This is a genomic window from Roseateles sp., from assembly GCF_039595295.1.
Classification (GTDB): Bacteria; Pseudomonadota; Gammaproteobacteria; order Burkholderiales; family Burkholderiaceae_C; genus Roseateles.
Window position 1 is genome coordinate 46,214 of sequence record NZ_JBCNLU010000021.1, and the last position, 15,114, is coordinate 61,327.

The 15,114-nt window shown below is 69.9% G+C and carries 12 protein-coding genes; 4 read left to right on the top strand and 8 right to left on the bottom strand.

The window, feature by feature from the left end; translation table 11 throughout:
• The first annotated feature begins 189 nt into the window (after positions 1-189).
• On the top strand, positions 190-1,449 hold the full coding sequence (locus ABDW59_RS15855; RefSeq protein WP_343630800.1) for an MFS transporter: 1,260 nt from the start codon (positions 190-192) through the stop codon (positions 1,447-1,449).
• A gap of 34 nt (positions 1,450-1,483) precedes the next feature.
• On the opposite strand, the gene ABDW59_RS15860 is transcribed toward ABDW59_RS15855, so the two are convergent.
• Both ABDW59_RS15860 and ABDW59_RS15865 read right to left on the bottom strand, forming a co-directional pair.
• On the bottom strand, positions 1,484-2,338 hold the full coding sequence (locus ABDW59_RS15860; RefSeq protein WP_343630801.1) for a glycosyltransferase family 2 protein: 855 nt from the start codon (positions 2,336-2,338) through the stop codon (positions 1,484-1,486).
• A 109-nt stretch (positions 2,339-2,447) separates the two neighbouring features.
• Complete coding sequence (locus ABDW59_RS15865) at positions 2,448-2,990, bottom strand: DUF2867 domain-containing protein (RefSeq protein ID WP_343630802.1); 543 nt, start codon at positions 2,988-2,990, stop codon at positions 2,448-2,450.
• 71 nt (positions 2,991-3,061) lie between these two features.
• Between ABDW59_RS15865 and ABDW59_RS15870 the strand changes: the two genes are divergently transcribed.
• A complete protein-coding gene (locus tag ABDW59_RS15870; RefSeq protein WP_343630803.1) occupies positions 3,062-4,549 on the top strand; it encodes a methyl-accepting chemotaxis protein in 1,488 nt (495 codons plus the stop codon).
• A 209-nt stretch (positions 4,550-4,758) separates the two neighbouring features.
• A complete protein-coding gene (locus ABDW59_RS15875) occupies positions 4,759-7,011 on the top strand; it encodes a TonB-dependent receptor (protein WP_343630804.1) in 2,253 nt (750 codons plus the stop codon).
• A gap of 233 nt (positions 7,012-7,244) precedes the next feature.
• Here the strand turns inward: ABDW59_RS15875 and ABDW59_RS15880 are convergent, their stop codons facing one another.
• A complete protein-coding gene (locus ABDW59_RS15880) occupies positions 7,245-8,240 on the bottom strand; it encodes a tripartite tricarboxylate transporter substrate binding protein (RefSeq protein WP_343630805.1) in 996 nt (331 codons plus the stop codon).
• A gap of 317 nt (positions 8,241-8,557) precedes the next feature.
• On the opposite strand from ABDW59_RS15880, the gene ABDW59_RS15885 reads away from it, so the two are divergent.
• Positions 8,558-10,039 (top strand): serine hydrolase domain-containing protein, encoded by a 1,482-nt coding sequence (locus tag ABDW59_RS15885; protein ID WP_343630806.1) that lies wholly within the window; start codon positions 8,558-8,560, stop codon positions 10,037-10,039.
• A 55-nt stretch (positions 10,040-10,094) separates the two neighbouring features.
• Here ABDW59_RS15885 and ABDW59_RS15890 read toward each other — a convergent pair whose 3' ends face one another.
• The 5 genes from ABDW59_RS15890 to ABDW59_RS15910 all read right to left on the bottom strand — a co-directional run bounded on the left by ABDW59_RS15890 (position 10,095) and on the right by ABDW59_RS15910 (position 15,113).
• On the bottom strand, positions 10,095-10,832 hold the full coding sequence (locus tag ABDW59_RS15890; RefSeq protein WP_343630807.1) for a LytTR family DNA-binding domain-containing protein: 738 nt from the start codon (positions 10,830-10,832) through the stop codon (positions 10,095-10,097).
• Positions 10,829-11,920, bottom strand: coding sequence for a hypothetical protein (locus ABDW59_RS15895; RefSeq protein WP_343630808.1), 1,092 nt, complete (start codon positions 11,918-11,920; stop codon positions 10,829-10,831). The genes ABDW59_RS15890 and ABDW59_RS15895 overlap by 4 nt, the downstream gene beginning before the upstream one ends.
• 56 nt (positions 11,921-11,976) lie before the next feature.
• On the bottom strand, positions 11,977-13,098 hold the full coding sequence (locus ABDW59_RS15900; protein ID WP_343630809.1) for a histidine kinase: 1,122 nt from the start codon (positions 13,096-13,098) through the stop codon (positions 11,977-11,979).
• A gap of 13 nt (positions 13,099-13,111) precedes the next feature.
• The gene (locus ABDW59_RS15905) at positions 13,112-13,588 is read right to left on the bottom strand and encodes a hypothetical protein (RefSeq protein ID WP_343630810.1); all 477 of its coding nucleotides are present in this window, start codon (positions 13,586-13,588) and stop codon (positions 13,112-13,114) included.
• Positions 13,589-13,778: 190 nt separating this feature from the next.
• Positions 13,779-15,113 (bottom strand): cyclopropane-fatty-acyl-phospholipid synthase family protein, encoded by a 1,335-nt coding sequence (locus ABDW59_RS15910; protein WP_343630811.1) that lies wholly within the window; start codon positions 15,111-15,113, stop codon positions 13,779-13,781.
• Position 15,114: the final 1 nt, after the last annotated feature.

Genomic DNA, 15,114 nt, shown 5'->3' on the forward strand with positions numbered 1-15,114 from the left:
CGGGCCCGCTCTTACCGGCGGTTACCGCAATGACGCCCTCACGCGCCCTCACGCGCCCTTCACGCCGAGCACGCGCGGCGGGGCGATCCTGGGAAATCACGGGGACCGGCGGCCCGGCGGGGCGGGGCACTTGGCCGAGAATCCGCCCCTTCGGTCCGACCACGACCGCGAGCATCCCAAGGGTTCCGAATGAACGACAAGACCCCGAGCCGCGCCACCGCGTGGCTGATCTGCGCCCTCGTCGCCGCGGCGCTGTACGGCAACTACTACGTCTACGACTCGATCGGCCCGGTGGCCGACGCGCTGCAGAGCCAGCGCGGCTTCACCGACACGCAGGTCGGTCTGCTCAACGCGATCTACAACCTGCCCAACGTGCTGCTGATCCTGGTCGGCGGCGTGCTGGTGGACCGCTTCGGCGCCGCGCGCGTCACGGTGTGGACCTCCGCCATCTGCTTCGCGGGCGCGCTGCTCACGGCGTTCAGTCCCAGCTTCGCCGGCATGGCCGCGGGCCGCTTGCTGTTCGGCATCGGCGCCGAGACCTTCGGCATCGCCACCTTGGCGGTGCTGGCGCAGTACTTCGTCGGCGGCAACGTCGCCTTCGCGATGGGCCTGACGCTGTCGATCGGCCGGCTGGGGTCCTTCTCCTCGGACATGTCGCCGACCTGGTTCTCCCATGCCTACGCGGCGGGCTGGCAGCCGCCGCTGCTGATCGCGGCCGCGGCGGGCTTTGCGTCCTTCGTGGCGGCGGTGCTGTACTGGTGGATCGATCGCCGCGTCGCCGGCAAGGGCGCCGCCGAGCGCCAGGCCCAGCCCTTCGTGCTGCGCGACCTGCTGCACTTCGGCAAGGGCTACTGGTACCTGCTGGCGCTGTGCGTGCTCTGGTACTCGGTGATCCTGGCCTTCCGCAGCACCTTCTCGATCAAGTACTTCCAGCATGTGCACGGACTGGACCTCGCGGCCGCCGGCGCGATGAACAGCTACGTCTTCCTGGCGGCGGTCTTCGCCACGCCGGCTTTCGGCTGGCTGTGCGACCGCGTGGGTCGTTACGCGCCTTTCCTGGCCTTCGGCGCGCTGCTGCTGCCGATCGCGATCGCGACGATGGCGCTGACCTCGGCCAGCCTGTGGATTTCAACGGCGCTGATTGGCATCAGCTTCTCGCTGGTGCCGGCGGTCATGTGGCCGCTGACCAGCAAGCTGGTCGCGCCGGCGCGCTTCGGCACGGCCATCGGCCTGATGTGGGTCGCGCAGAACGCCGGTATCGGCGGCGCCAACGTGGTGGCCGGCTGGCTCAACGACCGCGCCGGCGCGAGCGCCCAGAACCCCGCCGGCTACGAATCGATGATGCTGTTCTTCGGCATCGCCAGCGTGGCGGGCGCGGTGTTCGCGCTGATCCTGTGGCTCACGGCGGGCCGCAAGGAACAGGAACGGGCCACGCATCAGGGGGCATGAGGCGCAGCAACGCCTGGCGAGCGGGCTGACCGCGTCAGGCCTCCCGCTTCTCGATCCCGTGCGGCGTCCAGATGGACTGCTCGTCACGTCCACGGGCGCGGATCGCTTCATTGATCGCTCGGACTTCCGGCTGGTCGTAGGCTCGCGGGTGGTCCAGGTGCAGGACCGGCGCGCGGTACCGTATCCGCTTGCCGGTCACGCCGATACGCTGCAGGCGCTCACCGAGTTCCACGTCCTCGCCGCCATATCCCATGCGCTCGTCGAAGCCGTTGACGGCCCGCAGGTCCTTCATCCAGCCCGAGGCGTTGTGACCGTTCCAGGTCGTGCGCGCCTGCATGACCCGGTCCAGCACGGCGGCCCCAAAGCGCCCCATTCCGAGCCGCGTCCGGCTCCGGAGATCGCTCGGCAGCCCGTGCGCCCGTAGCCATGCCAGTTCGAAGCAGCGGCCCGAGGTGATGTCAGCGGGCGCGATGGCGCGGCTCAGCGACATGGACAGCTTGAAGTAGCCGCCGGACAGGAAGCGGCCCGGGGCGCGATGCCGCAGATGCGTGTCGACGAAGTCGGCGCGTGGAATGCAGTCGCCATCCGTCACGATCACGTAAGGGGCGCGAGCGGCGCACAGCGCCTTGTTCAGGATCGCGCATTTGCGAAAGCCTTCGTCGGCTTGCCACAGGTGCTGCACCTCCACTCGCAAGCTGCCGCGCATGGACTCGACGACGGCCCGCGTCTCGGGCCCCGAGCCGTCATCGGCCACGATGAGCTCGAAGTCGCTTCGGGTCTGTGTGGCGAAACCCAGCAGCACCTTGTGCAGCCATTCAGGCTGGTTGTAGGTCGTGAACACGACCGAGGCCGTCAGCCTTCGAGCCGACGAAGCGTGAGAACCCGGCATACCGGACCGTCCTTCGAAGTGGAAAGCGGTCCCAGTGGTCGAGCTCGGGCGGCTCGTTCGCAGTGACGATCCATGCGCGCGGAGGAGCGTCCCCGTCGCAGGGCCGGTCTCAGCGGCCGACGTCGTCTCCTCGTTCGTGGATCCCATGCAGCCTCGCCGCCGCCGCGAGGTGCGACTTCACCGCCAGCACATGCCCCGGCATGATCGCCGCCAGATAGAAGCGCCCCAGCAGGTTGTGGCAGCGCACCGTCGTGGTCGCGACCGCCTCGCGATGCGCGGCGCCGGCCGGTCGCCGGATCAGGATGGAGAGCTTGAAGTCCAGGTGCCTGTCCTGCTCCCCGAAGACGACTTCCTCGGGCGTGGACGACAGCACGCGGAACATGCCCACGTGCGCGATGCCGTTGGCCGCGAGGTGGGCCCGCATCGCCGAGCTCGTCTTCAGCCCGAGCGGCTTGACCGCCGCGTCGCGAATCCCCAGCAGCACGCGGAACCATCCGGGCGGCTGCTCCAGCACCGCGCGGGAGAGCGCCACCGCATCGTCCGGCGCCTCGTCCTTCAAGCGGATGGCGAAGGCGTCGGTGTGCGACGCGGCCGCGTAGTCCGCCGCCAGGCGGCTGTCGGTGGGCGGGGGGATGCGGCGGATCGTGGACATTGGGCGAGTATCTCCCTTAGAGTCCACCTCGACCCCGGCACCGTCAGGGAGGTGTCCGAATGGAGAGTCCCATGCAGACATACGGTCGCAGCCTGGCCATCGGCTTTGCGCTTGCTTTCGCGATCCTGTGCGTCGTCGGGGGCTTGGCGATACGCAGCGCCTTCCTGATGGAGCACGCCGGTACGCGCGCCAATCAGAGCCAACAGGCCCTGCGCGAGCTCAACAGCTTCGGCGAGGCGCTCACCGTCGCGGACACCGCCCAGCGTTCCTACCTGCTCTCCAACGACCGCGCCTACATCGAGCCCTTCGAGAAGGCCGTGATCGACGTGCGCGATCGCCTCGCCATGTTGAACGCATCGCCGGTCTGGATGGAACGCGCCGCGGTGCTCCGTGACATCGAGGACGATGTCCCCGGCCTGATCGGGATCTACCGCGAGCGCATCGCGCAGCGCGCCACGATGCCGCTGGAGGAGGTCACCCGCCATCCCAAGGCCGCTGAGAGCCGGCGCCGCCTGGAGACGCTGCGCAAGCGGCTGTCGGAGCTGGAAGCGTCCGAGGTCGCCGTGCTGAACGCACGCACCACCGAGATGACCGACACGACGCGGCTCGTGAAGCGCGTGTCCATCGGGGGTGTGGTCGCGGGCCTCGCGCTGGTGGCGTGGATCGGCGTCGCCTTGCAGCGCCGCCTGATGACGACCATCGGCGGCGCGGCGGTCGAGCTCACCCAGCAGGCCAAGGAGCTGCGCGCTTCGTCGCAGCAGCAGGCGGGCGCGGCCAAGGAGACCGCCTCCGCGGCGATCCAGCTGTCGTCGACCATGCACGAGGTCCAGGCGGCGGCCAAGCAGATCGCGCAGCGCTCGTCCGAGGTCGAGGAGATCGCCGCTGCCAGCACCCGGGCCGCGCAGGCCGGCAGCCAGGCGATGCTGCGCGCTCGGGAGACCGTCGGCGCGATGCGCGGGCAGATCGACCGTGTCGTCGAGCACATGACCGCGCTGGGCCGAGAAGTGCAGGGCGCCGCCACGGTGCTGACCACCGTCGAGGAGCTGGCCGAGCGCACCAACATCCTCGCGATCAACGCCACCATCGAGGCCTTCGCCGCCGGCGACGCGGGCCAGCGCTTCCAGGTCGTGGCCGAAGAGATCCGGCGTCTGGCCGAGAAGATGCGCACCGACGCGATGGACATCAAGTCGCAGCTCGAGTCCATCCGCAACTCGTCCAACGCAACCATCATGTCGACCGAGGCGGGATTCAAGGCGGTCGAGGCGAGCTCCGCGTTGTTCGGAGAAGTCGATGCGGCGCTGGATCTGATCGCGGCGCGCGTCGTCGCTTCTGACACCGCCAGCCGCGAGATCCGCATGGCCACGCTGCAGCAGTCCACCGCGGCGCAGCAGTTGGAGACGGCGCTCAACGAGGTCAATCGCGCGACGTTGGATTCGGAAGGAGCCTCGCGTCGCAATTTGGAAACGGCGACCGCGGTCGCCGCGACAGCGGATCGGCTCAGCGCCTTCGTCGCGCCGCCGACGGAGCTGGTAGCGATGCGCAGGATGGTGGCGGTGTAAGGGGCCAGGTCTTGCTCCCTCTCCCGCTTGCGGGAGAGGGCGGGGGAGAGGGTCTTTCTTCACGTCCTGTTCACAGACCCGACAAGCACTGCTACACTTTTTGCGAATTATTCGCATCTGTGCTGTAAGTCCCTGTCGTGCATAAAGAAAATAGAACACCTCGAACCGTCAATTTCGGCCCCTTCCAACTCCTTCCTCTCCTCAGCGCTTTGATCGGCGGCGCCGCCTGGGCCGCTGATCCCGCAGCGCCCGCCGCACCGGCCTCGGCGCCGAGCGCCTCCTCCCCAGCCTCTTCCGGCGCCAGCACGACAGCCAGCACCGCCGCCGCGAAGGCCGCCCAGGACGCCGCCACCGACCTCGGCAAGGTCACCATCTACGGCGTGCGCAGCGTCGCCCCGGGCAAGACCAGCATCACGCCCAACGAGATCGAGCGCCAGCAGGCCCTGACCGTGCAGCAGCTGCTGGACAACCTGCCCGGCGTGGACCTGAACGGCACCTTCCGTCCCGGCGGCCAGAGCCTGAACATGTGGGGCTTCGGCGACGTCGAGGACATCCGCGTGCAGCTGGACGGCGCCAACAAGGGCTTTGAGAAGTACCGGCAGGGATCGATCTTCATCGAGCCCGAGCTGATCAGGCGCATCACCGTCGACAAGGGCGCCCACTCGGTGCGCTACGGCAACGGCGGCTTCGGCGGGACCATCCGCGTCGAGAGCAAGGACGCCGAGGACCTGCTGCGTCCGGACGAGCGCCTGGGCGGTCTGGTCAAGCTGGGCTACGCCAGCAACGACGACCAGCGCATCGGCTCAGGCAGCCTGTTCGCGCGCTCGGAGGCGGGCACCGCGCTCCCGTGGCAGGTCCTGCTGAACGTCACCGGCCGCGACTCCGGCGATCAGAAGCGCGCCGACGGCAGCGTCTACGAGTTCTCCGAGACGCACAGCCGCTCGGCGCTGGCCAAGCTGACGTTGAGCTTCGGCGAGGCGCGGCTGACGCTGTCCCACATCGAGGGCCGCAGCAAGGCCTGGTCGCCCTTCGCCGCCAAGCGCGACGAGGTGCCCGCGCCCACGCCCGCCGAGATCGCCAAGTACGGCGAGCGCGAGGCCTGGCTGCGCAAGGTGCTGTGGCGCGATCAGACCGATCGCACGCAAGCGCTGCTGTGGACCTGGGCGCCGAGCGCGCAGCCGTTGATCGATCTGCAAGTGCGGCTGACGCAGTCGACCAGCAAGCAGGACGACTCTCGGCCGGACTCCATCACCAGCGACTTCGCCGCCAGCCTGGGCAAGGAGAGCCATGCGAGCTACCGCGATCGGCAGGTCGACATCAGCAACACCGAGCGCTTCGAGACCGGCGGCATCCGCCACGCGCTGGCCACGGGCCTGCAGGCGCAGCGCCATGACCGCGACACGCTGATGTTTCTGCAGACGCGGACGACGGACGCGAGCTACAACTACGGCTGGTTCCAGCCCTACTACATGCCCTCCGGCGAGCAGCGCACCGTGTCAGGCTGGATCGAGGACGAGCTGCGCTGGGGCGCGTTCACGCTGACGCCGGGCCTGCGCTACGACGAGGTCCGCACGGCGGGTCAGCCCAACTTCGCGCCGCGCTACAACGACCCCAAGGCGGGTCATGACTACAGCGCCGTCTATCACCGCGGCTGGTCGCACCACCTGTCGGCGAGCTGGCAGGCGACGACGAGCACGACGCTCTTCCTCGATGCGGGCCGAACCTGGCGCGCGCCGGTGATCGACGAGCTCTTCGAGGTGCAGTCGGCCGCGTCGAGCGCGCCCGCGACGAGCCGTGGTCTGCGCAAGGAGCGGGTCACCGCGCTGCGCGGCGGCGCGAAGTACGAGCGCGCCGATTGGCTCGCGCAAGGGGACGCGCTGGCGGCGACCTTGACCGTCTTCCGCAACCTGGTGCACGACAACATCCACAAGCGCTTCGGCATCTTCGTGGAGCCGGGTACCCAGCGGCCGCCCAATATGCCGTTCTATCGCAACCTGCCGGGCTATCGCAGCCAGGGCGTGGAGCTGGAGACGCATTACGAGCAGCGCCGCGGCTTCGGCAGCGTGTCGATGGCGTGGATGAGCGGCGAGCATCGCGGCTCGATCCGCGATCCGTGGGCAACGAAGAATCAGCCGCTGATCGACATCGGCGCGCCCAAGGCGGTGGTGGTGCTGGGCGCGAAGTGGCCGGGGCTGGGGCTGTCGGCCGGATGGCAGGGCAAGTTCGTCGCGGCGCAGAACAAGGTGCCGGACGATGAGATCGTGGCTTATGCGCTGCCGAAGTCCAAGGGGTATGGACTGCACGGGCTTTTTGCGCAGTGGCAGGGGCGTGGCAGGCTGGCGGACACGCGCGTGATGCTGAGCGTGGACAACCTGTTCAATCGCAGCGTGCAGCCTTATCTGGCTGAGGCGGTTTATGCGCCGGGACGGAACGTCAAGCTGACGTTGAGTCAGCGGCTTTGAGCCCGAAGACCCTCTCCCCCACCCTCTCCCGCAAGCGGGAGAGGGAGCCGTGAGGCTCGCTTCCTTCGCTTGACTGCGGAGCCCTCCTGTTCCCGCTCCCGCAGAGCAGGTCTTACTCCCTCTCCCGAGGGCCAGGTCTTGCTCCCTCTCCCGCGGGGCGGGAGAGGGCGGGGGAGAGGGTGGGAGCTCCCGCAGTCCAAGAGCTCCCGCAGTCCAGGAGCCCTCCCGCCGCCTCAATCCGCCGACATCTTCGCGCTCTTCGCCACCTTCCCGAGCCGCTCATACTCCCGCGCGCTCAGCGCCTCCAGCTCTGCCGCCGTGGACGACTTCGGCGAGAACCCCGCCGCCGCCAGCTTCTCCTTCACCCCCGGATCCGCCAGCGCCGCCTGCAGCGCGGTCTGCAGCTTCTTCACCACCGGTGCCGGCAGATGCGCCGGCCCATACACGCCGAACCACGGCTCCACCGAGTACCCCGGCAGCCCCGCCTCCGCCAGCGTCGGCACATCCGGCAGCGCGGGCGAGCGCTGCGACCCCGCCACCGCCAGCGCGCGCAGCTTGCCCGCCTGGATATGCGGCAGCGACGCCGGCAAGTTGTCGAAAGCCACCGGGATCTGACCGCCCACCAGATCGGTGATCAGTGGCGCGCTGCCCTTGTACGGCACATGGGTCCACTCCGTGTGGCTCAGCTGCCCGAACAGCACCCCCGCCAAATGCATCGACGTCCCCGCGCCCGCCGTCCCGAACGGCGAGCCCGGATTCTTCGCCGCCCACGCGCGCAGCTCGGCCACGTTCTTCACCGGCACCGCGGCACCGACCTCGAGCACGATGGTCGAATTGCCCAGCAGCCCGATCGCGCTGAAGTCCTTGCGCGGATCGAAGGACATCTTGCGGTAGATGTGCGGGTTCAGCGCATTCGTCGAGATCGCGCCCATGCCCACGGTGTAGCCGTCGGGCGCGGACTTGGCGACCGCGTCCATGCCCAGATTGCCGCCGGCGCCGCCGCGGTTCTCGATGACCACCGTCTGGCCCAGGGTCTGCGACATGTGCGCGCCCACCGTGCGTGCGACCAGATCGGTCGTGCCGCCGGCCGCGTAGGGGACGATGAAGCGAATCGGCTTGGACGGGAAGGCGTCGTCGGCGAAGGCGGGCAGGGCGGCGGCGCCGCAGAGCGCGGCGGCCAGGCCGACGACGGTACGGCGCGACAGCGCGCGCGAGGAGCGAATGGACATGTGTGTCTCCGGCAGATGCCTGTGATTGGATATGCCGGATGAGCGTAGCCGCCGCGCGTGACCGAGACCAGAAGTCGACGCCCTCGAAACGCGCGCAAGACGCGGAGATCGCCCTGGCGTGCCGGCGCCGTGTAGCAGTTCACGCGGACACCCTGCTGCAGTTCATCGCCGCGAGACAGCGTTCCGTCGCAATCGCCGCGCCGATCGTCATCGCGACGCGGCATGCTGTGGCGCGCCTTCACCGGCCACGAGAAGCAGTACAAGCACGAGCGCCCCGGCCCCGCGCCGCGACCAGCACCTCTCAGGGAGAAGACTCGATGACGCACTGGACACGTCGCCTGTTCACCGCCGGCCTGCTGGCCGTTCCGCTCATGGTGAGCGCGCAGACCGCGGCCGCGACCGCCGCGGCCCCAGCCCCGGCCACCACTCCGGCCTCGACCTCGACCTCGGCCGCCACGCCGACCGCCGGCGCCTTGCCCGACAGCGCCCGCATCGGCGCCTACGTGCAGAAGATCTTCGATGAGCAGAAGCTCACCGCCGACGGCCCCGGCGTCGTGGTCTTGGTGGCCCGCGGCGATCAGCTGCTCTACCAGGGCGGGCGCGGCATGGCCAGCATCGAGCTCGGCGTGCCCATCGCCACGGACATGCGCTTCCGCATCGGCTCGGTGACCAAGCAGTTCGCGTCCGCGACGCTGCTCAAGCTGATCGATCAAGGCCGCGCCAAGCTCGACGATCCGCTGTCCAAGTACCTGCCCGACTATCCGAAGGGCGAGGGCATCACGCTGCGCCAGCTGCTGAACCACACCTCGGGCGTGAAGAGCTACACCGGCATCCGCGGCTACATGCACAACCCGATCCGCCGCGATCTGGACACGAAAGCGCTGATCGCCGAGTTCAAGGACCTGCCGGTCGACTTCCCGCCCGGCGAGCGCTTCGCCTACAACAACTCCGGCTACGTGCTGGTCGGCGCGGTGATCGAGGCCATCACGGGCAAGACCTGGCACCAGGCGGTGCAGGAGCTCGTGCTGGCGCCGGCCGGCCTCCAGCAGGTCGTCTATCCGGGCGAGCAGCGACTGGTCCCGCGCATGGTCGAGGGCTACAGCGTCGACCGCGAAACAGGTGCGGTGACCACGGCCGGTCTGCTGAGCATGACGCAGCCACAGGCCGCGGGGGCGCTGGTGTCCGACGCGCAGGACCTGTGGCGCTGGAACCGTGCGCTGCACGGCGGCAAGCTGCTGTCGCCCGCGCTGTATCAGCAGATGATCACGCCCGAAGGTGCCGCCAAGGAGGCGGGCTACGGCTACGGCATCACCGTGGGAACCCTGCGCGGCGAGCCCAAGCTGGAGCACGGCGGCGGCATCCACGGCTTCGTCAGCGGCCTGACCTATCTGCCGCAGAGCGGCGTCAGCGTGGTTCTGCTGCGCAACACCGACGGTCCGGGCTTCAGCCTGGGCATGGCGGGGCGCAAGCTGGCGGCCTTCGTCATCGGCAAGCCGTACCCGGACATCGTCCCGGTGACGCTGAGCACCGAGCAGCTGCAAGCCTTCGCCGGCGGCTACAAGCAGCAGGCCGACGCCACCGCGCAGCGTGAGCTCCAGCTGCACGACGGCAAGCTGCGTTGGTTGCGCCAGGGGCGTCCCATCCTCACGCTGGTGCCGACCGGCAAGGACAGCCTGGCCATGGAAGGCACCATCGGCGTCATCAAGGTCGAGCGCAACGCCGACGGCTCGGTGGCCGCGCTGGTGTTCTTCGGCCAGGGCGGCGAGCCCGGCGAAGCGGGCGAACGCTGGTTGAAGTGATCGGGTGACCGGTCGCCCGGTTGAGCGGCCGATCGCTTGAGCGGCCGATCGACGCTCAGAGCAGCTTGAACCGGTGGGCGTGGGCGGGACTGACCGCCAGCGTCTCCGGCCGCTGTTTGAGCGTGATGCTGAGCTTGCCGCTCAGCGTCCGCACCACCGACTTGATCGCATGCGCGTTGACGATGGTGGAGCGGTGAACCTGCCAGAAGTGCTCGCCGTCCAGGCGCTCGATCAGGTCCTTGAGCGGCATGGAGATCAAGGATTCCGTCGTCGCGGTGACGACGGCGACGTACTTGCTGTCGGCGCGGAAGTAGACGATGTCGTCGACGGCGATCAGCTGCAGCTCGCGGCCCAGCTGCACGGTGATCCAGCGCAGCGGCTCGACGCGCGGCGGCGGCGTGCCGCGCGCGATGCCGGTCAGGTCCGCGGGCGGCTGCGACAGCCGCTCCTTCAGCCGCAGCAGCGTGCGCGCCATGCGGGCGCCGTCCAGCGGCTTGAGCAGATAGCCCACCGCGCCCTCGTCGAAGGCCTGCACCGCGTACTGCTCATGCGCGGTGATGAAGACCACATGCGCGCGGCGCCCGATCAGCTGCGCGACCTCCAAGCCCGAGAGCCCCGGCATCTGGATGTCGAGCAGACAAACCGCGGGCTGGAGCTGCTCGACCATGCGCAGCGCCTCGTGACCGTCGCGCGCGATGCCGACCACCTGCGCCTGCGGCCATTGGCGCAGCAGCTCCTCTCGGATCTCGTGCGCGAGCAGCGCTTCGTCTTCGGCGATCAGGATGCGGGTCATGGGCGCGAGGGTAGCGGAGGGGCGTCGGGGGCGCCGGAGGTCACCGGCCAGATGAGCACGATCAGCGGGCCGTCTTCGTCGAGCAGCCGCAGCGAGGCGCGCTCCCCGTGCACGGTGATCAGGCGCTGGGCAAGGGCGGCGATGGGCACACGACGCGCGACCACGCGAGCCGCCTCGAAGCCACCGCCGCCGATCGCGCGCAGCCGCAGTTCGGCCATGCCCTCCCATGGCGCCGAGCGCAGCGACAGCCGCCACGGCACCGGCTGATCGTCGATCAGCGCGCGCACCAGCGGCAGCAGCACCATCGGTGCGATGGCCCACGGCGGGGGCGTGTCCAGACCATCCAGCCACAGCCGCGCATGCGCGGCCGCGGCGGCCGGCGTCGGATCCTCGGCGGTGAGGCTGGCGTATGCGCGCAGGGCTGCGATCTCGCGTGGCAGGTCGGAGAGTTCCGCGTCCAAGTGGGGTTGTTGAGCGCGCAGGAAGTCGATCAGCGCGGCCAGTCGCGCCTGCGCCTGCCGCGGCGCGCGCATCAGCTCGTCGTCGATGACGCCGAGCTGCGCGGACAACAGCGCGGGATCGACGCGCGCCTGCAGCGCCAGCAGCTGTGTCGCGGCCAGCTGCCGACGATGCGCCTCGGCGTTCTCCTGCAGCGAGACCAGCCGCTCCTGCGCGCGCGTCGACAAGCGCAGATGTGCATAGATCGTCATGCCCAGCGACTGCCAGGCGAAGGTGGTCGCGGCCAGGTTCAGATCCTGGGTGTGACCCCACCACATCTCGCGGCCCAGCCAGGGCGAGAGCAGCGGCGCGATCACCCAGATGCCCAGCACCACGGTGGCGAGCACGACGGCCGGATACGCGATCCACGGCGGCACGCGGCCCGCGTCGATCAGGTGATTCGCCAGCATGGTGAGCCCCAGCGCGGGCACGCCGAACTGCAGCACGTTGTAGGCGACCGTCGACCAGGGATTCGAGGCCAGCGAGTTGCCGAGCGGCGTGCCGTTGGCCACCATCGTCGCGACGCCGATCAGCACCGCGATGAGCGCCAGGCGGCGCGGATTCATGGCGGAGCGCGTGGGGGGGCTCATGGCGCCATTCGAGGGCGAACTCGGAGAAGGGTGCCGGGACGGATCCGTCGGCGTCGTCATGATCGACTCCACGGCAGCTCCACGCGCGCGATCAGCCCGCGCGGCTGGTTGAGCAGCAGGCTGAGCTTGGCGGCGCCGCCATGCAGCGCGGCCAGCTTCGCCTGCAGCGTCACCAGCCCGGTGCCGGTGCCGCCGCCCGGCGTCATGCCGGCGCCGGTGTCGGCGACCTCCAGCCGCAGCAGGCCGGGGCGCTCGGGATCGGGGCCCGCGAGGACTGCGATCTCGCCGCCCTCGACCATCGGCGTGATGCCGTGCTTGATCGCGTTCTCAGCGAGGGTGAGCAGGCAGGTGCTGGGCACCACGACCTCGTCGAGCCCCGGCGCGATCTCGAATCGCAGCGTCAGGCGATCCTCGCCGATGCGGCGTTGATGCAGCGCCAGGAAGGCCCGCACCAGATCCAGTTCCCGCGCGAGCGGCGTCTGGGTCTGGCGCAGCTCGGGCAGCGCGGCCGACAGGTAGCGGCGCAGGTCGCCCAGCATCGCGTGCGCCGCGGGCGGATCGGTCTGCGCCAGGCGCCGCACATGGGCCAGCGTGTTGAACAGGAAATGCGGCTCCACCTGCGCATGCAGCAAGGCGCTGCGCGCCTCGTCGAGCTGACGGTCCAGCATCGGCGCCTCGCGTTGCAGCGCCTCGGCGGCCTGCTCGCGGGCTTGCCGTCGACGGCGGTACTCGATGGTCAGGCAGGCGACGGACGCGAACATCGCGTGCATCTGCAGTTCATAGGGATGGCGGGGCAGCAGATGCCCGTCGGTTTGCCCGATCACGGCGCCGATCGCGGGACTGGCCATCGCGAGCAGGAGGATCTGCAAGCCCAGTCCGACGACGCGGTCGCCGCCGCCGTCCTTGATCAACCAGCGCCGCGACAGAATCGCCGCCAGCCAGAGCGCGCCGTTCCACACCGCGAAGCCCAGCCAGAGCACGAACCAGCCTTGCGGCGGCACGGCGCAGGACTCGTCCATCGCGCCCAGCGCGCAGGTCACGATCTTTGGCAGGACCAGGCCGCTCGCCAGCACGGCGCTGAGGACGGCGGCGAGCAGCAGCTCGCGATGGTCGGTGCCGACCGCCGCTCGGGCGCTGCGGTCGAAGCGATCGATGCTGATGGGAAGGTCGACGGGCATGGGGCGGGTGGATTCAAGGCGCGCGTTCGAGCAAGGCCACGACGCCCTGCGAGCGGTCGCGGCCGGGAGCCTCAGGCGCGAAGCGGATGGTAAGGCGGTAGCCCTGCGGAATCCCGCCGCGGCAGCTCAGCGATTCCAGCGCGAGCCGCGTGCGCAGCGCATAGCGGCGATGGCCGTCGACGGTGATGGACTGGACGCGGCCCGCGCGGTCGACCTCGAAGCGGGCGTGGACCTCGCCGTCCTCGCCGATGGCGCGGGTGGCGCTGGCGAGCAGATCCTCCAGTTGCTCCATCGCATCGGGGCATTGGGCGAGCGCGTCCGGAAGCGGCGCCGCGAGTGAGGGCGCCGTCCGCGGCGACTGCGCCGATTGCGAGGACTGCGAGGCCTGCGCGAATGCTGTGCTGGAAGTCATGGCCGCGAGCGCAAGCACGCCGGCGGTGACGATGAGTCGATGACCGCGGCGGGGGCGGTGGGTGTGATGGCTGCGCATTCGTCGTGCTCCTGGAATCGCCGCGCCGGGGTGGCGCCGTGGCGTTGTGGAGCGGACGATAGGAAGCGGCCACGAGCGAGACACGCGCCACCGGACGAAGGCGCGAGCGAGCCGACGAATCGATCAGGGGAGGCGATGGAACGGCGGAGAAGCCGAGCTCGACCAAGACGGTCTCTGCGAGCTCCCGGGCCTACTTGACCGCGCTGAGGCCGGGCCCGACTCGTCCATCCGGCCGGTCCAGCCGATACAGCCCGACGTCCACGCGATCCGCCAGGAAGCCCGCCTCACAGTAGCAGAGGTAGTACTCCCACAAGCGCTTGAACGGCAGGTCGAAGCCTTGCGCCTCGATCGCCGGCCAGGCGGCCAGGAAGCGCCGGCGCCACTCCGCCAGCGTGCGCGCGTAATCGCGACCGAAACGCAGCTCGGTGGCGCAGCTCAGGCCCGCCATGCGCGCCTGTTCCGCGATGCGCTCCGGCGTCGGCAGCATGCCGCCCGGGAAGATGCAGCGCTGGATGAAGTCCGGGCTGACGCGGTAATGCGCGAAGTGCGGCTCGGCGATGGTGATGGCCTGCAGCAGGGCGTGGCCGCCGGGGAGCAGCCGATCACGCAGCGTCGCGAAGTAGACCGGCCAGTAGGCCTCGCCCACCGCTTCGATCATCTCGATGGAGACGATGCGGTCGAACCGGCCCTGGACATCGCGATAGTCCTGCAGCCGCAGGTCGACGCGATCCGCGACGCCCCAGCGGGCCGCGCGCTCGCGCGCGAAGGCGAGCTGCTCGGTCGACAACGTCACGCCCACGACCGACACGCCGCGTCGCGCCATCTCGGCCGCCAGCGTGCCCCAGCCGCAGCCGATCTCCAGCACGCGCTGACCCGGCCGCAGATCCAGCAGCGCCAGGATGCGATCGAGTCGGCGGGCCTGGGCTTCCTCCAGCGTCAACGCCTCCCGGACTTGGCCGTCCGCCGCGTACAGCGCGCTGGAGTACAGCATGCTGTCGTCCAGCCAGCATCGGTAGAAGTCGTTGCCCAGGTCGTAGTGCGCGGCGATGTTGTGACGACTGCCGCGCCGGGTGTTGGCGTTGGCGCGATGCAGCAACCGGGCGAGCCAGCGAGCCGGACCTCGCGTGTCGGCCAGCGCGCCCAGCGCCGCTTCATTGGCGATGCCGAAGGACAGCAGCGCGGTCAGGTCCGGGGAACTCCAGTCGTCGTCGCGATACGAGAACGCGAAGCCCAGATCGCCCTGCAGCGCCATGCGCAGCGCGGGCCGCCAGCGATGCAGCCGCAGCTCCGCGCGCGGTCCAGGCAGCGGGCCCATGGCCTCGACGCGGCGGCCGTCCGGGAGCGTGAGCGTGAGTTGGCCGTGCCGGATGCGGGACAGCAGCGCGCGCAGGGGCGCATGGCGCGAGGACGCAGGCGCGCCGCTCAGCCAGGCGGGAGGAAGGGATTGCGAGGGTGTCGGCGTGGAAGAGGAGGGCATGGTGGCGGGGAGGACGCCGGGTCGGGGCGTGAACGTGTCGTCGGGCATG